Source organism: Paraglaciecola marina (genome assembly GCF_004360155.1).
Classification (GTDB): Bacteria; Pseudomonadota; Gammaproteobacteria; order Enterobacterales; family Alteromonadaceae; genus Paraglaciecola; species Paraglaciecola marina.
Genome location: NZ_SAIS01000004.1, coordinates 1 through 20,609 on the forward strand (window position 1 = coordinate 1; position 20,609 = coordinate 20,609).

21 protein-coding genes are annotated in these 20,609 nt (G+C 37.9%); 7 read left to right on the plus strand and 14 right to left on the minus strand.

Annotated features, from left to right (window positions below):
* Positions 1 to 217 precede the first annotated feature (217 nt).
* Complete coding sequence (locus EOK74_RS09355; RefSeq protein ID WP_133469742.1) at positions 218 to 667, plus strand: RNA recognition motif domain-containing protein; 450 nt, start codon at positions 218 to 220, stop codon at positions 665 to 667.
* A 91-nt stretch (positions 668 to 758) separates the two neighbouring features.
* Here the strand turns inward: EOK74_RS09355 and EOK74_RS09360 are convergent, their stop codons facing one another.
* Positions 759 to 2,138, minus strand: coding sequence for a DUF5610 domain-containing protein (locus tag EOK74_RS09360; protein WP_133469743.1), 1,380 nt, complete (start codon positions 2,136 to 2,138; stop codon positions 759 to 761).
* 169 nt (positions 2,139 to 2,307) lie between these two features.
* Between EOK74_RS09360 and trmA the strand changes: the two genes are divergently transcribed.
* Complete coding sequence (gene trmA / locus EOK74_RS09365) at positions 2,308 to 3,405, plus strand: tRNA (uridine(54)-C5)-methyltransferase TrmA (RefSeq protein ID WP_133469744.1); 1,098 nt, start codon at positions 2,308 to 2,310, stop codon at positions 3,403 to 3,405.
* A gap of 1 nt (position 3,406) precedes the next feature.
* On the opposite strand, the gene fabR is transcribed toward trmA, so the two are convergent.
* The gene (gene fabR / locus EOK74_RS09370; RefSeq protein ID WP_133469745.1) at positions 3,407 to 4,051 is read right to left on the minus strand and encodes an HTH-type transcriptional repressor FabR; all 645 of its coding nucleotides are present in this window, start codon (positions 4,049 to 4,051) and stop codon (positions 3,407 to 3,409) included.
* Between the two features lie 127 nt (positions 4,052 to 4,178).
* Here fabR and EOK74_RS09375 point away from each other — a divergent pair, with 127 nt between their 5' ends.
* Positions 4,179 to 5,315, plus strand: coding sequence for an acyl-CoA desaturase (locus EOK74_RS09375; RefSeq protein WP_133469746.1), 1,137 nt, complete (start codon positions 4,179 to 4,181; stop codon positions 5,313 to 5,315).
* A gap of 60 nt (positions 5,316 to 5,375) precedes the next feature.
* Positions 5,376 to 5,933, plus strand: a complete 558-nt coding sequence (locus tag EOK74_RS09380) for a uracil-DNA glycosylase family protein (protein ID WP_133469747.1) — start codon at positions 5,376 to 5,378, stop codon at positions 5,931 to 5,933.
* Positions 5,934 to 5,950: 17 nt separating this feature from the next.
* Here EOK74_RS09380 and EOK74_RS09385 read toward each other — a convergent pair whose 3' ends face one another.
* On the minus strand, positions 5,951 to 8,182 hold the full coding sequence (locus EOK74_RS09385) for a bifunctional diguanylate cyclase/phosphodiesterase (protein WP_133469748.1): 2,232 nt from the start codon (positions 8,180 to 8,182) through the stop codon (positions 5,951 to 5,953).
* A 162-nt stretch (positions 8,183 to 8,344) separates the two neighbouring features.
* Between EOK74_RS09385 and EOK74_RS09390 the strand changes: the two genes are divergently transcribed.
* Complete coding sequence (locus EOK74_RS09390) at positions 8,345 to 9,241, plus strand: TIGR03899 family protein (RefSeq protein WP_133469749.1); 897 nt, start codon at positions 8,345 to 8,347, stop codon at positions 9,239 to 9,241.
* 46 nt (positions 9,242 to 9,287) lie between these two features.
* Here EOK74_RS09390 and EOK74_RS09395 read toward each other — a convergent pair whose 3' ends face one another.
* From EOK74_RS09395 to pspA, 9 genes are all read right to left on the minus strand, one after another.
* Entirely contained in the window at positions 9,288 to 10,037 is a 750-nt protein-coding gene (locus EOK74_RS09395; RefSeq protein ID WP_133469750.1) for a phosphoadenylyl-sulfate reductase, read from the minus strand.
* Positions 10,015 to 11,745: an assimilatory sulfite reductase (NADPH) hemoprotein subunit gene (gene cysI / locus EOK74_RS09400; RefSeq protein ID WP_133469751.1), complete on the minus strand. Its 1,731-nt coding sequence runs from the start codon at positions 11,743 to 11,745 to the stop codon at positions 10,015 to 10,017. Before cysI ends, EOK74_RS09395 begins: the two co-directional genes overlap by 23 nt.
* Complete coding sequence (locus EOK74_RS09405) at positions 11,745 to 13,550, minus strand: assimilatory sulfite reductase (NADPH) flavoprotein subunit (RefSeq protein ID WP_133469752.1); 1,806 nt, start codon at positions 13,548 to 13,550, stop codon at positions 11,745 to 11,747. Before EOK74_RS09405 ends, cysI begins: the two co-directional genes overlap by 1 nt.
* Positions 13,551 to 13,661: 111 nt before the next feature.
* Positions 13,662 to 14,429: a TIGR04219 family outer membrane beta-barrel protein gene (locus EOK74_RS09410; RefSeq protein ID WP_133469753.1), complete on the minus strand. Its 768-nt coding sequence runs from the start codon at positions 14,427 to 14,429 to the stop codon at positions 13,662 to 13,664.
* Positions 14,430 to 14,432: 3 nt separating this feature from the next.
* On the minus strand, positions 14,433 to 15,425 hold the full coding sequence (locus EOK74_RS09415; protein WP_133469754.1) for a DUF2333 family protein: 993 nt from the start codon (positions 15,423 to 15,425) through the stop codon (positions 14,433 to 14,435).
* 10 nt (positions 15,426 to 15,435) lie between these two features.
* Entirely contained in the window at positions 15,436 to 15,867 is a 432-nt protein-coding gene (locus EOK74_RS09420) for a copper chaperone PCu(A)C (RefSeq protein ID WP_133469755.1), read from the minus strand.
* 110 nt (positions 15,868 to 15,977) lie between these two features.
* On the minus strand, positions 15,978 to 16,310 hold the full coding sequence (locus EOK74_RS09425; protein ID WP_133469756.1) for a hypothetical protein: 333 nt from the start codon (positions 16,308 to 16,310) through the stop codon (positions 15,978 to 15,980).
* Between the two features lie 5 nt (positions 16,311 to 16,315).
* Complete coding sequence (locus tag EOK74_RS09430) at positions 16,316 to 16,516, minus strand: PspC domain-containing protein (RefSeq protein WP_133469757.1); 201 nt, start codon at positions 16,514 to 16,516, stop codon at positions 16,316 to 16,318.
* Positions 16,517 to 16,582: 66 nt separating this feature from the next.
* Entirely contained in the window at positions 16,583 to 17,242 is a 660-nt protein-coding gene (gene pspA / locus EOK74_RS09435; protein WP_133469758.1) for a phage shock protein PspA, read from the minus strand.
* 765 nt (positions 17,243 to 18,007) lie between these two features.
* On the opposite strand from pspA, the gene EOK74_RS09440 reads away from it, so the two are divergent.
* On the plus strand, positions 18,008 to 18,253 hold the full coding sequence (locus EOK74_RS09440) for a hypothetical protein (protein WP_133469759.1): 246 nt from the start codon (positions 18,008 to 18,010) through the stop codon (positions 18,251 to 18,253).
* A gap of 222 nt (positions 18,254 to 18,475) precedes the next feature.
* Here EOK74_RS09440 and EOK74_RS09445 read toward each other — a convergent pair whose 3' ends face one another.
* Entirely contained in the window at positions 18,476 to 18,757 is a 282-nt protein-coding gene (locus EOK74_RS09445; protein WP_133469760.1) for a hypothetical protein, read from the minus strand.
* A gap of 213 nt (positions 18,758 to 18,970) precedes the next feature.
* Positions 18,971 to 19,987 (minus strand): tRNA dihydrouridine(20/20a) synthase DusA, encoded by a 1,017-nt coding sequence (gene dusA, locus EOK74_RS09450; RefSeq protein ID WP_133469761.1) that lies wholly within the window; start codon positions 19,985 to 19,987, stop codon positions 18,971 to 18,973.
* A 334-nt stretch (positions 19,988 to 20,321) separates the two neighbouring features.
* Between dusA and EOK74_RS09455 the strand changes: the two genes are divergently transcribed.
* Entirely contained in the window at positions 20,322 to 20,609 is a 288-nt protein-coding gene (locus tag EOK74_RS09455; protein WP_133469762.1) for a hypothetical protein, read from the plus strand.

Below are 20,609 nucleotides of genomic sequence, written 5' to 3' on the forward strand. Positions count from 1 at the left end.
TATAGAGAGAACACATTCCTATGCAACACTTTATTTCATTTTTTATTTCAACTGCTTATTTTTCGGACAAAGCACTTAAAAAAACAGCATTTTTGAATGGTAAAGGTAAATATATAGGCAAGTCTTGTCGCTAATTGTTTGCGAAAGCTAATTAAATCAGTAACATGTGGACGCTATTTAATCTTAATTAACCATAAACACTTTTTAGGTAGAGCATATGAATCCCTCTTTTATTTTTAATATTGTTATCACTATTATCATTGCCGTAATCATGTATTTCCTTTTACCAATTGTCACTGCTGATATTTCCAGCTCTTTGGCGGCGTCTGTAGGCGTATTAATTGGTGGTATCCTAACCCCTCTATTATCTAATCTAGTTAACACATCAAATGAAGAAAGCGATACTGTGGATGAAATTGCTACCTTATATGTAGGCAACCTTCCTTATCGTGCGAACGAGCAAGCCGTGCAGGAGTATTTTGAGCAGCAAGGAAAGGTTGTTTCGGTTCGTCTAATGAAAGACAGAAGAACAGGCAAAAGGAAAGGCTATGGATTTGTGGAAATGGATGCTAAGGGAGCAAATAAAGCTATAAAGCATTTAAATGACTCTAGTTTCCAAGAAAGAACCTTAAAAGTTAGACTTGCTAAAGATAAAGTAGAGGACTAAGTCAGACACTATTTCTAACCGCAGTAATACAAAAAAGCCCTCAATATGCGAAAAGCACAAATATTGGGGGCTTTTACTTTAAAAATACTAATTAGCTCTCTGGTTGAAAACCAACTGGCAAGTTATTAATTAGCCTTTGATTAAACTCATTAAAACGGTTAATTGCTGAAATCAAGTCAGGTGTAGCGACTTCACTTCCTAATCGGTTAATTAGCTCGTTCACTACATTTTCATAGGATTCACTCCTATCAAATTGCGATCTAGAACCATCTAAGACATTTAGTAATTTATCGAGATAATCTGCAACAGGTGATACCGCTTTGGCGGGTTCGTTTTCTGTGTTTTCGTTATCATAGCGAGATACAGTCTCATAGGTTTTAATCACTTGAGTGTTTTCAACCTTTGTTAGTTGTAAAGCAAAACCTGTAAGCTCTTGTTCATCAAACCCTAACTCTAGCGCTTGATTGAAAGCAGTTTCAATATCACCATTAAAAAACTCTTCGGCCAATTCATAGGTATTGGCAACCAAATCTGCTATGGCTTCAAGCTCAGCTTCATCTAGTTCACCTTTAACTGAAAAAGAGAGAGAGCTTTCTTGAAAATATACTGAGTTTTGTTGAAGGACTATAGACTCTTCTGACTCATTAACGTTAGCAACTACAGTGTCCTCTGTAACCAAACTATCAAGATTATCTTCAGTCGTCTCACTCTCAAGCTCTGTGGTAGGTTGTGGCATAATTGGAGTTATTTCTGCACTGTCATCTTTAACCTTTTCAAGTATTTCTTTTTGACTAATATCAAGCTGCTCTATGTCGTCAAACGTAAGCAGAACTTGGTCACCATCTTTAGTACGGATATATAGTTCCCCCTGCTGTAACTTAAAGTTAGAAATATCAGTAGAAACTAAAACATCCGACTCTTCGCTACTACTCGATTCTGTTTCATTACCAAATACTTTGTTTCTAAGTTGCTCAATGCCTTGTTGAATTAAACTTTTGCTCTGACTTATCCCTTCCGCAATATCTTCATTCATAAAACCAGCTAGATCTTGCTCAGCTAAGTCAACACCTTTTAGTACTCCGGACAATGCCTGATCAAACAAGGAGTTTAATGCCTCTTCACTAGCTCCCTTATTTTGAGCATTTGTAATTGCACCAGTTACAAAGTTAAGTACATTTTTTGTGACTTCCTCAAAATTAAATAAAGACTCCTCAGCCTTATCTTTTTCAGGTACTGAAAAATTTGGCTTTTGCCTATTAACTTCTAAAGAACTACTCATAGAGTTTGAATAAATTCGTACACCAAAGCTACTACTAGAACTGAAAGTATCACTTTGTAACTTTTGTAAATTACTTTGATTACGGGCGGCCTGCTCTAAACCAGAATCTCTCAGCTGATTTTGAAGGCTATTCTCGCTGCCCAAATGTTGGGGCTTATCACCTAAAAAGGCTTTTAATTGACTAATATTCATTTCAGATACCTCACTATCCTTAACTAATAATATCGGCAGCTAGTGTGCAACATTTAGCTGTATTTGCATAAAATATCACCAACTTAGTTTTGTAGCGTTTTATAATGTGTTGAAGTCTCACTCAAAACCCATTACCTTGCCGCTTTTATATCAATATGTAGGGCAATCTATGCGACCGACAGAAATTAATCCAAACTTATATGTCGAACAGTTACAGCAAAAATATCATTTTGTTGAACAAGCATTTGCACAGTTTTCAATGCCCGAACTGGAAACATTTGAATCAGACGCTTCACATTACAGGTATCGTGCTGAATTTAGGCTTTGGCATGACGGCGATGAACTTCATCATGTAATGTTTGATCAAACTACTAAAGAGAAATATCAAGTACATAACTTTCCTCCAGCCTGTCAATTAATCAATGACCTAATGACAGATTTAATAGCAGAGCTGAAAGTAAGCGAAGCCGCTCGCAGAAAACTATTCCAAATAGATTACTTAGCCACATTAAGTGGTGAAATTGTAGCCTCTTTGCTGTACCACAAAACTTTGGATGATGACTGGGTCACCGAGATACAAACAATACTTAAAAAACTAAGGCAAAGTTACAAACTAGATATAATTGGCCGCGCTAGAAAACAAAAGATTGTACTTGATAAAGATTATGCGACAGAAACTTTACTCATAAACAAGCAAACCTTCACATTTAAACAGATCGAAAATAGCTTTACTCAACCTAATGCCAAAGTAAACATTAAGATGATCGAATGGGCCTTAGATGTCACTAAGGGGAGTGAAGATGACTTACTTGAGCTTTACTGCGGCGCTGGCAATTTTTCAATCCCCTTAGCGCAAAACTTTAGTAAGGTACTAGCAACAGAAATATCCAAGACATCGGTGGCAGCAGCACAACAAAATATAAAAGATAACAAGGTCAATAACTTAAAAATCATTAGGATGTCAAGTGAAGAGTTTGTTCAAGCACAACAAGGTGTTAGAGAGTACCGCAGACTAGATGGTATCAAATTAGATGACTACGCATGTAAAACGGTATTGGTTGATCCGCCGAGATCAGGTTTAGACAATGCGACCCTAGATATGATCAAACACTATAAGAACATTGTGTATATTTCTTGTAATCCAGAAACGTTAAAACACAATCTAGATACACTATTAGAAACCCATAAAGTTATTCGTTTCGCGTTATTTGATCAATTTCCTTATACTCACCATGCGGAATGTGGAGTATACCTACAAAAGCTATAAATTATTTTATCTGCCTAGATGACTGCTCAGACAACGCTTGTAACGCTCCGTTTGCAACAAATCTGAGCTGTAATTTAACGCGACGTCCAACACTTTCTTTTTGCTCTTTGGTTGCATCGAGGGCTTCAGCTCCTGCACTAAAAACCAGCTTAACCATGGCCTCTGCTTGCAAATTAGCTATGTTATAAGGGAGCCCAGTAGTGGCAATAGTGTAATCTGTCAACTCAACTGTAAAGTGCTTTATTTCTCTTAGTACAGCAGCCCTAAAAGCCATAGATGTGCCAGTGTGCTCTCTCAATAACAGACGAAACACATTATTATTTGCAGTAATAAATTCCATAAAGGTATCTACAGAAGTATTTATAACACCTCCACCTGATGCAATTCTTAATCTTGCTTGACGCATTAACTGGCGCAGTGCTAATCCAGCCTCATCCACCAATGTAAGACCTAATTCGTCTATGTCTTTAAAATGCCTATAAAAAGAAGTAGGGGCAATACCTGCAGCTCGTGCAACCTCTCGAAGGCTTACACTCGATAAGCTACGCTCCTCATCTAATAAGGAAAACGCAGCGTCAATTATAGTTCTGCGGGTTCGTAATTTTTGGTCTTGGCGACTTAATGGAGATTCTTTAATAGCTTTCATAGCGCTGATTCTAACGCGAAAAGATAAGAAATAGACACTATAAAAGCCTAGAAATACCACAATTAACTTGCTTAAGTGCGGGAGCAAAGTAAAATAGCGTACACTTGTAAGCTGAAATTGACATTAAATGAAAAAGCCACGTCTAATCCTTACCAACATATTGGTATTTATAATAACCGGACTTATTGCACTTATACTGGTCCCTATTGAGGCGATTCTAAATGGGTTTGATGGGTTTGAGATTGCAGCTTGCATTATTCTTATCTATTTCTCTGGAATGTCGATTACTGCCGGTTATCACAGGCTTTGGTCTCATAAAGCATTTGAGGCTAACAGCATAGTTAAATCTGTTTTGGCTATTGGCGGAGCAATGGCACTTCAAAACAGTATCTTACATTGGAGCTCTGATCATAGAGTTCATCACAAAAATGTTGATGATAACGAACGTGATCCTTACTCAGCAAAGAAAGGCTTTTGGTTCTCTCATATGGGATGGATGTTGAGAGAATATCAAAGGCATAGATATGCTGACTACAATAACTGTCGAGACTTACAAAAAGATAAGGTTGTAATGTGGCAACACAATAATTATTTAGCCATTATGCTTACCGCTAACTTTGGTATACCTATGCTACTTGGTTGGCTAAATGGAGATATCTGGGGCATGTTACTACTAGCTGGGGTATTTAGATTGGTAGTGGTGCATCACGTCACGTTTTTTATAAATTCATTAGCCCACATTTGGGGAAGACAGCCCTATACGGATGCAAATAGCGCTCGAGACAACGACGTGTTGGCCTTCTTTACATTTGGTGAGGGATACCACAACTACCATCATATCTTTGAATATGATTATAGAAATGGCATAAAATGGTGGCAATTTGATCCCACAAAGTGGTTGATTAGGAGTTTAGCATATTTAGGTTTAGCAAAAAATTTGCGTCGATGCCCTGAAGAGCGTATCGAAAAAGCTAAAGTAGCAATGCAATTAAAGTTAGCCAAAGAAAAAGTATCTAAGTTACAAAATGCAGAAGAGATTTTAATTCGAGTTCAAAAAGAATATGAATTATTGGCACAACGAATGACAGAATATTACGCAGCGAAAAAGCAATTAATGGAAATCAAGAAACTGTCTTTGCAGCGCAGCTACAAAAATTTAGAAGTACATTATAGATATAAAGAATTGAAACAAAAATTAGCCATACAAAAAGAAAAATGGTTACAACTAAATCAGTTTGATTTTATGCCAGGTTGTGCAGATTAATTTGGGTAATAATAGTGACAATCAAGGCTTCATTTGAAGCCTTTTTTATTGGATAGGAAAATGGATATAATTAAGGCAATTGACCGATGCTCAATATGTGCAGACCACTTACCTTTGCCACCTCGTCCAATTTTACAATTTTCACCTCTAGCAAAGGTACTCATCATAGGTCAGGCCCCCGGAATTAAGGCACATGAAAGCCAAAAAGCATGGAACGATGCTTCAGGTAAGCGTTTAAGGGAATGGTTAAAACTAGACGAAACACAGTTTTATACCCCAAGCATATTATCCATAGTTCCAATGGGATTTTGTTACCCCGGTAAGGCCAAAAGCGGTGACTTACCTCCTAGGCCTGAATGTGCACCTAAATGGCATGGAGAGTTACTGAAAACCAGTAAGCCAAAACTTGTCATATTGATCGGTAAACACGCGCAAGATTATTACTTAACTGACAACAGAAAACTAACGGAAAGGTTACAGAACTGGGGAGACTATCAACCTAAATATATGGTATTTCCTCACCCATCACCAAGAAACAATATTTGGCTTAAAAAAAATGCTTGGTTTGAAAAAACAGTACTGCCACAAATGCAGCAGGTGCTTGCAAGCCATCTATAACAAGCCACTTGCCAACCTTAAACACCATCATTGTCTAAGAATTCGAGCAGTTCATTATAAGGCATAGGTTTGGCGAATAGATATCCCTGAGCCTCATCACACCCTAACTTAAGCATATAGCTAGCTTGCTCTCGCTTTTCAACACCTTCAGCAATGGTCGCCAGCCCCAACTTTGTACCAAGGGTAACTATTGTTTCAGCAATGAAAGCTGTTTTTCCTGGAGTTATTTCATTTACGAAAGAGCGATCGACTTTAAGTCTGTCTAAAGGTAGTTTTTGTAGATAATTCATTGATGAAAAACCGGTACCAAAATCATCAATCGCAACTTTAACACCAAACTTCTTTAACTCTTGAAGTGCTTCAATCACTATATGCGGCTCATCCATTACTACACTTTCAGTTATCTCCAATTCAATTTTTTCAGGAGATATACCGTATTCACTAATAATGGTTTTAACGGTTTCTACAAACTTGGGGTCTCTAAATTGTGGCATTGATATATTTACAGCCATGCGTAAAGAGTCAAACCCTCTACTTTTCAATTTGTTAAGATGCTTACAAGATTCTTCTAGCACCCAGATACCAATATCTACTATTAACCCAGAGTACTCTGCCAAAGGTACAAATATAGCTGGAGAAACAAACCTTCCCTCTGCACTTGGCCAACGCAATAGCGCTTCCATCCCCACGATTTTTTCTGTCACAAGATCGACCTGAGGCTGATACCAGAGTTGTAACTTTTTAGCCTCAAAATCCAGGGTAAGCTGCCTAATCATTTCTAGACGCCAAGTAGTTTCTTGCTCCATCTCTGGGCAATAAAACTCATAGTTTATCTTTAAGTTTTTCTTCGCTTTATTTAAGGCAATATTACTTTGCTTTAAAATATTAATCCCGGATTGAGCTCTTCCATCCAGACGGCAAAAGCCGAAAGAAGCCGATAAAGATAATGAATGCTCACCTGCTTTAAAGGGTAAAAGAAACAGTTTATTCAAAGATTCAGGGTTTACAAATGACTCAGACCCGATCAAACCAAAGACATCCGAGCCGATTCTTGCTATCTGTACATTCTCAATAAATTTATCTTCTAGACGTTTAGTTACAGCCATCAAGGTACTATTACCAGCATCTTGGCCTAAACCGTCATTTATGTCTGCAAAATGATTAAGGTCAACTAGGGCAACGATGAAATCAGTCCCTCTTAGTTTTCCAGAACAACAATCATCAAGCATATTAATGAACTCACTACGATTGGGGAGCTTGGTTAACCAATCTTTAAATGCTGCGGTTCGTAATTGATGAAATAAATTAACATTTTCATATCCAATAGATACACTGGATAGAAAAACTTCCAACAATTGCCTATCAATGATATTGATTTTACTACCAATTTGTAAATAAATGGCCGCTTCATAATTAGCGCTGTGCAAATAAAAAACAGTAAAAAATTTTTCAAATATATGCTCTTTAGCCTCTAAGCAACAATGCACAGAGTTAACAATATCTGTATCTGCCAAACTATCCAATTTTTCATTAATACAGGATAAAAACTCACCAGTTGCTTCTAGTACGTAAAGATTTTCATCTTCCTTATCTAAGGCTACTCCAGCCTCTGCACATATGAAACCGCTGGCGTTTTCGCCAATTAAGGCGTTAATTTGTACCAATACATCACTACAAAAACTTTTTATTGAATGCTCTTCCATTAAATTAGCAGAAGCGCTGATAATTTTTTGTAAACCTTGACGGCTTTGGTTTATTGACAATATCTGTTGATAAGAACGTAAAGACGCAATAATAGTGGTAACTAATTTACTGCGAGTTAATTCAGTTTTAGTTTTATAATCATTAATATCATAATCTTTAATGATTTTTTCTTCTGGGGCGTATCCAGGTTGCCCAGTTCTTAAAATAATACGAGGTTCAATAATATGTAGCTCTTCGCGCATTTTACGTGCGACTGTTAAACCGGCATCATCAGACTCCATCACAACATCAAGTAATATTATCGCAATGGAAGTGCCCATTTCCTCAATAATTTCTAGCGCTTGGGCGCCTGAATAGGCATGGATAAAGTTTAATGATTTATCATTAACGATAAGATCTGATAATGCTAACCGTGTAACTGAGTGGATTTCTTTGTCGTCGTCGACTACTAGAATGTTCCACATTCCAGTAGGGTTTTGCACAGCAGAAGGACTATCTTCTGATAGAAAGATTAATTCGTCATTCTCATATTTGTTTAAACTCATCGACTCTCCACCAAACACTAAACTATGCTAACTCTTATCACCGAGTAAATAAGGAATTCTGAGCGAAGTGAACCAAACTTAACATTTTTCATTGCTCATGTAACATGAATTAACGCAATATACTGGCCTTGACCATATTTTTAGAGTTTAGCGTACATTTTTATGAAAATTGAATTAAATCATTCACCTAAACCTATTCAAGTTGCGGGGGCGAAATCTGGTTCGAAAAATACAGCTGTAACTTCTAAATCATCCGCAGAGAATAAGGTAAATAAACAACACAATCAAAAAAAAATAACTAAATGGTTCTCACAAGTGGGTATCCAAGGTAGCTACAATAATACCAAGACTCAAAGTATAGATGATAAAGTACGTCTCAAAGCTCAAATATTGGCTCGTCGTAAAGTCAGCAATTTAGAAAACATACTCGGTAGAGCGTTAGATTTTTGTTTAGAAGACGGCAAAGAGGAATCCATTGACCCTGATTGGTTTTTCAGTTTTGTAAATATGGCAGAAGAAATTTTTTCACCAGCTATGCAGGAACTATGGGGGAAAATATTTGCAGTAGAAACTGCCAAACCTGGAAGTTTTTCTCTGAAAACGCTCACTCTTCTAAAACAGCTTACACAAAAAGATGCACATATCTTTCGACAAGCCGTTAACCTAACAAGTTATAAAAAAGGTGAATCTACACCTAGGCTTCTAATCGGTTACTATCAAAAATCCAATATTTGGTCGTTTTTTAACACCTTCAAGAATAAACAACTTAACTTAGCCGAATATGGTCTGAGTTACCCAGACCTATTGTCTTTGATGGATTTAGGTTTGATTCATCATAGCGAGATTGAGTCAGGAGAGCTAAATACCAGTACGCAAACAGAATGGCGCTGTGCCGGTTCCAAACTAATACTAGCCGCTAAAAAGGAAGGTACAACTTTGTTGTATTATAAATTCACACCTACAGGTGCAGAATTATGCAAATTGGTAAATAAACAGAAACTTGATGCTTACACAGATGCAATATTATCAACTTTAGGAAGAGCATTTAACATTGATTAACCCCAGTTGAATATAAAAGGGGCTGACCAATGAAAAGGGCAAGGCTTTAGATACCGTCTCCAAACTCATGCAAACCACACTCTCGCTTTAATCCAAAGAAGCGTGTGTCTTGTTCATTCAAACTTTCTTCCAGTGAGCGAGTACTATGCCAGTCACCAATTGAAACATAACCTTTTTCCCACAACGGATGGTATGGCAAACCATGCTCCTTTAAGTACATATGTACAGTACGATTTGACCAATCTATTATAGGGTAAATCTTAGTTTGATCTTTCAACTGCTGTAAAACAGACAACTTTTCACGCATATCAGACTGGCTTCGACGTAACCCGGCAAACCAACTTTTCACATTCAAATCTTGTAGTGCTTTTTGCATAGGCTCTACTTTATTGAGTGTGTTGTATTTCTCGATACCTTCTATGCCTTGTTCCCACATTTTTCCATACTTGGCTTCCTGCCAACCTGCGGATAGCTCTGAACGATAGACCTTTAAATTTAGGTTAAGTTGCTCTTTCATCTGCTCAATGAACTGGTAAGTTTCAGGAAACAAATACCCAGTATCCGTCAACACAACTGGAATATCTGGACATTGCTGAGTCACCATATGCAACATTACTGCAGCTTGCGCCCCAAAACTGGAAGATAACATGAACTGTTGAGGTAAGTTCTCTAGGGCCCAAGTAACACGCTGTTCTGCTGACTGCTTTTCTAATGACAAGTTAACTTCTGCTAACTCTTCACTAGAAAAACGTCTAACAGTACTCACACCTAACTCAGATTGCGTAGTTAGGGACATCGTGAAAATCCTTAGCAGAATTAATAACTGGCTTAACTACTTCAACTCTAATCAAGAAGTCACCAAATGCTTCATTGGCTTGGCGTTCTTTGGCCCAACGACCAATTAAACCATCCAACTCTTCCATAATTTCTTTTTCATCAATGTTTTCACGGTACATTCTAGGTATACGTGTACCTTGACGATCGCCACCTAAGTGGAAATTGTACTTACCAGGGCCTTTACCCACTAGGCCTACTTCAGCCAACATCGCGCGACCACACCCGTTAGGACAGCCAGTGATACGATAAATGATGCTTTCTTCTGGCAAACCATGTTTTGCCAAAAAACCTTCAATTTTAGTAACCGCATCAGGTAAGTAACGCTCAGCTTCAGCCATTGCCAATGGGCACGTAGGAAGTGAAACACAAGCCATTGAATCTTTACGTTGGTTACTAACAGAATCTTCAATCAAGCCATTATCGCGGGCTATTTTTTCAATTTTATCTTTCAACTCAGCAGGTACACCAGCCACAATCAAGTTTTGATTAGCGGTAAGTCTAAAATCTCCTGGGTGAATTTTTGCAATTTCAGCACAACCTGTTTTTAAGGTTTTACCTGGGTAATCAAGAATTCGACCATTTTCGATAAATACTGTTAAGTGATGCTTACCATCTGCGCCTTCAACCCAACCAATTCGATCACCACGTGACGTAAATTCATATGGCTTACTTGCAGCAAAGATAGCTCCTGAACGTTTTTCAACTTCCACTTTGAAATTTTCTACACCAACACGCTCAAGGGTATATTTGGTTTTAGCATTCTTACGGTTTACACGATTACCCCAATCTCGCTGGGTAGTGACAACTGCTTCTGCAACCGCTAATGTATGCTCCAGAGAAATAAAACCAAAATCATCTGCTTTACGGGGGAAAGTAGAAGTATCACCATGGGTCATTGCTAAACCACCACCCACTAACACGTTAAAGCCAACTAATTTACCATTCTCAGCAATAGCCACAAAGTTAAGGTCGTTAGCATGTACATCCACATCATTTTGTGGAGGGATCACAACTGTGGTTTTAAATTTACGTGGTAAATAAGTACTTCCTAAAATAGGTTCATGATCAGTGGTTTCAACTTTTTCACCATCTAACCAAATCTCTGCATAAGCACGAGTTTTAGGTAGTAAATGTTCACTAATTTTAGTGGCCCAGTCGTAAGCTTCTTGATGTAACTCTGACTCAACAGGGTTCGAGGTACACAACACATTTCGGTTTACGTCACCTGCAGTGGCAATGGAATCAATACCTACTTGATTCAACATTTGATGCATTGGTTTAACGTTAGGTTTTAACACACCATGAAACTGGAACGTTTGGCGAGTAGTTAAACGAATACTGCCGTAAATACTTTTTTCTTCTGCAAATTTATCAATAGCTAGCCATTGTTCAGTAGAAATAATACCACCAGGTAAACGGGCGCGTAACATCACGTTCTGTAGAGGTTCTAATTTTTGTTTAGCTCGTTCAGCACGAATATCACGGTCATCTTGTTGATACATTCCGTGAAAACGAATAAGTTGGAAATTATCTCCAACAAATGCGCCAGTTAGGTCATCAGTAAGATTTTCTGCAATGGTCCCACGTAAATAGTTACTTTCGGTTTTCAAACGTTCGTTGTCTGCCAATTTGCCTTCAACGACGAAATTTTTATTATCAGTGCTCATTAATATACATCCTTCTGATAGCGTTTAGCGCGGCGCAAGTCTGAAAGGTATTGCTCTGCTTCTTCTTCGGTTTTACCACCGTGCTCAATCACAATTTTAACCAATGCATCTTGTACATCTTTAGCCATGTGATTAGCATCGCCACACACATAAAAGTGTGCGCCTTTTTCTAACCAGTTATACAATTCAGCGCCTTGCTCTAGCATACGATGCTGCACGTATATTTTTTCTTCTTGGTCACGAGAAAAAGCTAAAGTTACTTTATTTACTACCCCTTCTTTAACAAAACGTTGCCATTCTGTCTGATACAAAAAGTCTTGGGTATAGTTTGGATTTCCAAAGAACAGCCAGTTTTCACCGCTAGCTTCTTCAGCTTCACGCTGTTGCATGAAAGCTCTAAATGGTGCGATACCTGTGCCTGGACCAACCATAATCACAGGGGTATTGCCGTCGTCAGGTAGCCTGAAGTTATCGTTTGTTTCAACAAACACCTTCACTTCACCACCTTCATTTAAACGTTTTGATAAGAAACTAGAAGCCCCACCTTGGTGTACAGAACCATGGGCGTCAAATTCAACTAAAGCTACTGTTAAGTGAACTTCGTCTTCCACTTCTGCTTGGCTTGATGCAATAGAATACAAACGAGGTGTCATACCACGTAGAGCGTCAACTAATTCTTGTGCTGATAGTTTAGCTGGATATTGACGTACAATATCGATAATTTGACGTTCTGCCAAATACTCTCGAAGTACCGCTTTATCTTCTATCAAAGCGTTTAATTCAACATTATTAGCAAAACCAGCGTAGGCTTGTACAAAACTAGGGTAGCTTTGAGTTAACTCAAGTTTACTAACCAAAACTTGTTTAAGAGAATAGTCTTCACCAGAAAATGTAATACTTTCTTCGGGATTTAATTCTAAGGTAGCCAATAAAGCAGCTACTAATTGCTCATCGTTTTCGAACCAAACACCTAGAGCATCACCCGGACGATATTGAATACCAGACTCTTCTAACGAAATTTCAATATGGCGAATATCTTTTACAGAATCTCGGCCAGTAATTTTTTGACTTTCTAGTAAAGATGCCGCAAAGGGAGCTTTTTTAGTGTACTGAGTAGCAGCAACAGACTGCGCGTCTAAATTTAAAGACGGATCGGCACCAGCGCTAGGGGCTAATAACTCATCTTTAATTTCATGATTTAAACTTTCAAACCAAGCTGTAGCAGCCTCATCATAGTCCACATCACAATCAACGCGATCAATAATTCGCTTAGCGCCTAGGCTTTGTAAGCGATTGTCAAAATCTTTGGCTGTTTGGCAGAAAAACTCATAACTAGTGTCACCTAGTCCTAAAACAGCAAACTTTAGCCCGTCTAACTTAGGGGCTTTTTTACCACCTAAAAAGCTATGTAACTCTACGGCATCATCAGGCGCTTCACCTTCACCATGAGTACTTACAACAATAGCCACATGGCTTTCTGTTTTAAGTTGTTTGTGCTTATAATCAGCCATACTAACTAACTTAGAAGGAAGGTTTAGCGCGTCTAATTTCGCTTTATATTCCTCGGCTACACCTTTGGCATTGCCAGTTTGTGAACCATATAAGATAGTCATAGATTGAGATGGACCAGCCGTCACGCTTGGTATAGTGCTAGCCTGGCCATTTTGTGCCAAACCTGCAAAGTATCCACTTAGCCATGTAAGCTGTTGTGGATTGAGAGTGGCCGAAGCCTGACTAATTTGAGCCCACTGGTTTTCATTTAAACCAGCAGCAAACCCTGAGGGTTGATTTATAGGTGAAGTCATAAGATCGCTAACCGTTATTAATACAAGGGTAGGTTAGCGATCTATCTAAACAACAGGAAAGAATAAAAGCTGATTCGTTATAACCAAATCAGATGAAATTATTACAAAATGTTAAAAGTGTACTTCTATCCCTGCAAAAGGCCCTTTAAATTCTAGATCTGAATAAATTCTATTATTATCATCACTGTAATCTAGCTCTAAGGTCACAGCTCTATAGCCCACTTGAAAAGTTACATCTATAGCTAGGTTTTCTATTAAACTATAGGTAATAACCGCTTGGTAATCTGACAAGGTATTGTCATCAATACTTAAATAATTACCTTCTACATAAGCACCAAAACCAGTAAATGGAATACCAAGAGCCAATCTAGAATACAACATAGGAACAGGTACTGAGAAATCTAATGTTTCTGTGCGGTTTGGAGCTTCTTTTTCAGTAACTGTAAATTCGCCTTCAAGATATTTAGCATTAATACCAAAATCAAAACTAATCAGGTCATTATCAAAAAATTCATAATACAAAATGATATCTGTGGCGGTTAAATCAACTTCGGTATTAGCATCCGAATCGACAGAAAACAACTGACCATTAAATTCAAAATTACTATCAAAATTAACATCACCTTGCGTGCTCATGTCAGTTCTTTGTAATTTGATATTTGGGATCAGAGGGATTGGGTGTTCAAAGGCCACGTAAATATTAGTATTGGTCTGAGTATCAAAATTAAAATCTCTATTATCCCCATCGTCCGAGAAGCCACCTGACGTTTCCATATTCCACCCCTGAGCCCCTGCATATAAACCCAATAAGGTGTCTGCTTGGCTAGAGAAGCTGGAGCATAATGTAATAAGCCCTAATGTAATTGCCGTTTTTTTCATGGTTTATCCTTGATTAAGTAGTTCGCTTAGCTCGATTAAAGCAGCATTTGCACGAGAAATATAGTTCGCCATAACTAATGAGTGATTAGCTAACATACCAAAGCCACTACCGTTCAAAATTACAGGGCTCCAGATGGACTCTTGAGTCGCTTCAAGCTCACGTATAATTTGCTGTAGACTGACTTTTGCATTTTTCTTTTCTAACACATCCGAGAAGTCTACTTCTACTGCTTTCAAGAAGTGTAATAAAGCCCAGCTAGCACCACGGGCTTCATAAAAATTATTATCTAGGCGCCACCAGCTAGTTTTATCAACTAATTTATGGGCTGTTGGAGTTGATTGACTAGCCTCTGCATCACCCGCTAAATTTGTGTCAATGCGGTCTTGTCCGACACTGGCACTTAAACGTTGAGATAGACTACCTAAACGTTTTTCCATTTGTTTTAACCAATCTCTTAAATTGTCTGCTCGAGCGTAAAACTGACCTTGCTGTAATGTCACATCAGCGAGGCTAGCGCGATAGAGATAAAGATTGTCTATGCCTTCTTGATATTTTGATTCAGCAGAAGGCAAAATCCAACTTAAACTATCGTTATTAAATTGCGGTTGCGCCTTAGTTAGATAAGCGTTTTCTACTGACTGACTTTGTGAACGACTAAAATCTTTACGCATGGCTAGTGCTAAATCACGAGTCATTTCTAAAGCGCCAAATTCCCAGCTGGGCATGTTATCCATCATGACACTTGGCGGAATAACATCATTTGATAAGTACCCACCAGACTTATTAAGTAAGGCTTCAGCAACGGCAATCAAGCTAGTAGTCATAGTGTAACCTGCTACTACCTTTTCATTTTTTTCAAGAGCTTGCTGCTGAGCTAACTCTCTAGGTTCAAAACGGTCTGGCTCAACGCTCCAGAAAATCGACACTATCCACAATAAGAAAATAAGGATCGCGATTACACTTAGTAATCGTTTGGGAGTGATATATTTTTGCATGTCAATATCCTTAGTGATGCGTTGCATGAGATGGACGAGCTACAGTCGCTTTAAAGTCTATTGCGTCTCCATCTTGAGTAATTAATTTTAAGCTAACCTCTTGGTTTTCTACTAGCGTTTGCTTTAAGCCAAACAACATAATATGTAAACCGCCTGGTTTGAAATAAACTGTCTGACCAGGCTCTATTATTATTGAATCTTGTTGTTGCATACTCATCATATCATTCACTAAAACATGATTATGAAGTTCTGCTTTATTAGCGATATTCGAAGAGGCTGCAACTATTATTTCTGCTTTATTTGAAAGGTTTTCAATTGAAAGGTATGCCGAAGTATTAGGTACACCAGGGGGCAACAACCTAACTGTTGCATCTGACACTACTAATTCTGCCTGACACCAAAAACAGCTAATTCCTAATAAAACTGTGAAGACTCGAAGCATCGATATTCCATACTTAATTTACAAACAGACTTAGATTATTCAGCAATCACCATGACATGCCAAGACTTGTTTATATATTTGTGCCTGAGCCTCCAACTTTCTAAACAAAATTAGTAAGCTGCCGAAGGCTTTTCTCTTACCAGTAGATAAATCACAATCGAGATTAAAATAACCGGCCAAAACATACCCAAGCCTGCTACAAACAATCCAATAGCGCATGCTACAAAAATAAGTACCATTGCAGCGATAACACTAAAAGCGACAATGAACCCAATAAATACCAATAATGCAACGATAGCAGTGGCAGCAATAATTGACGTAAATGGCTCAACTTCATAATCAGATAAAACTAGATGTAAATCGAACCATTCCGTCACTACATGACCAAAACAATATGTTAAAACCCCAGCAATCAATACCGCTAAAAAGAGATTTTTTAACATGATAATTACCTGTTAGGGATTAAAACAGTGGCTGTTACATAGGCTACTGCCGTTACTACTGGCAACATTATCAAACACACTACAGCAACACAGCGAACCAATAACCGTGATACATTCCAATGCTTTGCTAAGCCAGCACAAACACCAGATATTTTGCCATGCACTGAATCCTTATATAACCTATTTACATCAATATACTGTCTCATAATCTTCTCCTGTTAAATTCTGAACCAGTGGCAAATTAAATTGCCACTTAGTGGGTATCCTGCTTATTAGGCAACTTTTTTACGTAACTCTGCTAACTCTTCTTCAATTTTGTTTTCAGCTTCAAGCTTTTTAAACTCAGCGTCTAAGCCTTTTGCTTCATCAACCAAATCATAAGCATCAACTTGCGACTCTAAATCATCAATACGACGCTCATATTGCTCAAAACGAATGATGGCGTCATCAATCTTCACTGACTGAGCTTTACTCTTAACTTGCATACGCACAGATACAGAGCGCTCTCTTAGTATCATAGATTTTTGTTTAGCCCTGGCTTCCACCAGCTTATCTTGTAATTTCCCCATATCCGCTTGTAGCTTAGTTAGCGACTCTTCGATGGTTTCCATTTCAGCTGATAAAGCAGCAAAGCTTTGTTGCGTTATATTCTTTTCAGTAAGTGCCGCTCTTGCTAAGTCCTCACGACCTTTCTCTAGAGCCAACTCTGCTTTAGCTTGCCAACTTGTCACTTGCTGCTCTAGTTTTGCAATCTGACGTTGAACTTGTTTTTTCTCAGCTAAGTTTGTGGCAGCAACAGAACGCAATTCCACTAAAGTCTCTTCCATTTCTTGAATCAACAATTTCACCACTTTAGCTGGGTCTTCAGCCTTATCTAAAATGGCATTAATGTTGGCCTGAACTATGTCTGACATTCTTGAAAACATACCCATAATAATTCTCCTGTTAGATTTAAAGTATCTTGTGCTGAATGATTTCAGCGCTAGTACTATAACTATTACAAGTGGTGTGCCAATTTAACACCGTTAGCTAACCAATTGTTTATATTAGATTTTATTCAATATAAACAGGTAATAGTGTTTTTAATAAATTCAAAGAAAACAATAAAATGGTCAAATACACCAAGTAATTGGTGAAAAATACAAATTAAATATTTTACGATTTAATAAATTATAAGATGTCTAATTGAGCAATTCTTTTATTAATGAAAACCTGTAAAATAATTTTATAATAAAGCCGGACATGGATATCCAAGGTAAATGGAATTACACAAAGCTGCGATTAGAAATTACGCTTTAATGTTGTGTGTAACACTAGCAATACTTAGTCATACACTTAGTTTTGCTGCACAGAAAGTTTAAGATTTGTAATTAATTCGCCTGGGTCATCACCTTATATTTATTACGACATAGAGCACGCTCGATACCGAGGTGTAGTTGTTGATTTTTTTAATAGCTTTCACGAAGCAGACAAATTTAATGTGGACTATATTGACTCTAGCCGGTCTCGTAATGAGCACTTCGTTTATACAGAGCAAGCAGATCTTTTTTTGGGAGTTCGGTTTGGGTATCAAATCCTAATCACTTTATATATTCAGATCCCCTTATGCCTCACACTAGTTTCTTGTATTCCAAGTCTAAGTTTAAAGAACCTTTTGTATTTGATAGCTATAAAAAGGACGCTGCGACTTTGCTTATATGAGTCAGGAGAATGCTTGGGCAATAATGTCTGGCCCAGAGTTTTGCGAATTTACATTTTACCAGTCTCCCAAAGCCATAATTTTTGTTAACCTGGGGTTTGTAATGGGTAAGGATTTACGTTTAGAAAAAGCTAAAATAAATGAACAAATAGCTATATTTATTAACTCTGGAGCCTTAGATATGTCAATTAGAAAACATCTCAAAGCCAGTATATTCCCTAAACAGACTTGCGAAAAAAAATGAGGATATAAGGATTAAATTCAAGGGTAAAATGGATAGGGGAAACGGTCAATACATCTGTTAGTGACCGTTTCTGCATTGGAAGATGCTGCTATTAAGTGTTGTTAGCACAAAACCTTTTCGCAGTTGTGAAACAAAGCTAAAAATTAAAGCGCCTGCTACATAAGCGATAACCGGTGTTAACAACATAATAAATAAAGATAGTTGATAAAACATAACCACCCCTTATTTAGCTTTATTAACACTTGCCTCATCACTTTTTACTTTTATATCTTTGATGGTCACTTTAGTGTTATAAGATTGGCTTTCGTCTAAGCTAACGTTATAGGCAACATTTAATATATTTTCTTGTACAGTATTTTTAATTTCTTGCTGAGCAACCACCATAGCTTGATTAACCATGCCACTTACGTAACTTTCTAATGACATTTCTTCAGCGTTAACTGTAGATATAACTGCAAAACTAGAGATTAAAGCAACAACAGCGATTTTAGATTTAGTAAACATAATAATTTCCTTTTAGTTAATTGAATGATTAACTGATTTAGTACCAGTTAATAGTTAAGTCGCAATATCCTTTGCGATAGTTGTGCCAATCAGAACATTATTTTTATCTATTTGATTTAATTAATATTTTTATTTAACTCTAGATAACATAGTCTCTCTGGCCATTTCTTAAATAGCTAAAAAGTAGTAATTTTGACCAATCGAGTGGTTAATTTAATCGAGCATTTCAGACTGAAATGATTTTGCCTTCGTTTGAGCTTCTAGTAAGACATGTACCGCATCAGTAAGCAGCTCAATACCGGCACCCGCTTTAGTGCCATTTTGACTCAAATACCTGCGCCAAATACGCCCCCCAGGTTGGCCCTGAAATAACCCTAGCATATGTCTGGCGATATGCCACACCCTAGCACCATCAGCCATTTGTTGTTCAACATAAGGCAGCATATCCTGAACCACTTCAAAGCGAGTTTTAATGGGAGAAGCATCTTGATAAAAACGTTTATCAACTTCAGCCAAAATATAAGGGTTACTATACACCTCTCGACCTATCATCACGCCGTCAAGATGAGCTAAATGAGCGCTTACTTCATCTAAGGTTTTCACACCACCATTTAAGCTAATATGCAAACCTGGAAACTCTTGTTTTAATTGATAAACACGATCGTACATTAAAGGCGGAATATCACGATTTTGCTTTGGACTTAAGCCTTTTAACCAAGCTTTGCGGGCATGCACAATAAAAGTATCGCAGCCTGACGCAGCAACCACATCAATAAAACGGGTTAAGTCTTCGTACTCATCCATCTCGTCAATGCCAATTCGGGACTTTACTGTAACGGGGATATCAACCTCTGCCTGCATGCTTTTAATACAATCAGCCACGGTTTCAGGCTCAGCCATTAAACACGCACCAAATCTGCCATTTTGTACTCGGTCAGAGGGGCAACCTACATTGATATTCACTTCATCATAACCGTACTTTTGCGCTTCAGCCGCACAACGCGCCATGTCAAGAGGATAAGAACCTCCCAATTGCAATGCTACAGGGTGCTCTTCTTGGCTATATGCCAGATAATCGCCTTTGCCAAAAATGATCGCCCCAGTGGTAACCATTTCGGTGTACAAAAGCGCATGTTGTGAAATTTGTCTAAGGAAATACCGACAGTGTTTATCTGTCCAATCCAACATTGGCGCGATAGAGATAGTGCGATTTATTGGTTGATTCATCATTAATTTGCCAATGTGGAAATTTAGGGCGCGCATTTTAGCTGATTTCGTTAGCCAGCACTAGTGGGGGTTATTTAACCAACTGTTGAACAAATAAATTCTAAGTAAAAGTCATTATTAGTCGTTCGCTTGTTTATTGAAACTATTGTAAAAATACTTTAGGCCCACATCACTGGTAATCGTTTTTTTCACTTAATCAAGCATTCACTTTAAAGATAACTGGTGATATAACAAACACTAACACTTTAAGAGTCGGCCATGCAGTTGCGGTTGCGGTTGCGGTTGCGGTTGCGAGCAATGTGAAATGAATTTACGATAAAATTAAGCACGGAACAACATGTCATTTTTCAAGGAACTTAAACGCCGCAATGTAGTAAAAGTCGCCAGTGTGTATCTGGTTACCGCCTGGTTAGTGATGCAAATCATTTCCGTAATTTCCCCTTTTCTAAAATTACCCACCATGTTTGGCACCATTGTTACTGTGGTGTTTATGATAGGCTTTCCAATTGCTTGTATTTTTGCTTGGGCCTTTGAATTGACCCCTGAGGGTATTCGCCCCACCAACGATGTCGAACAAGGCACTTCCATCACCAACCAAACCGGGCGAAAAATCAACCTTTGGTGA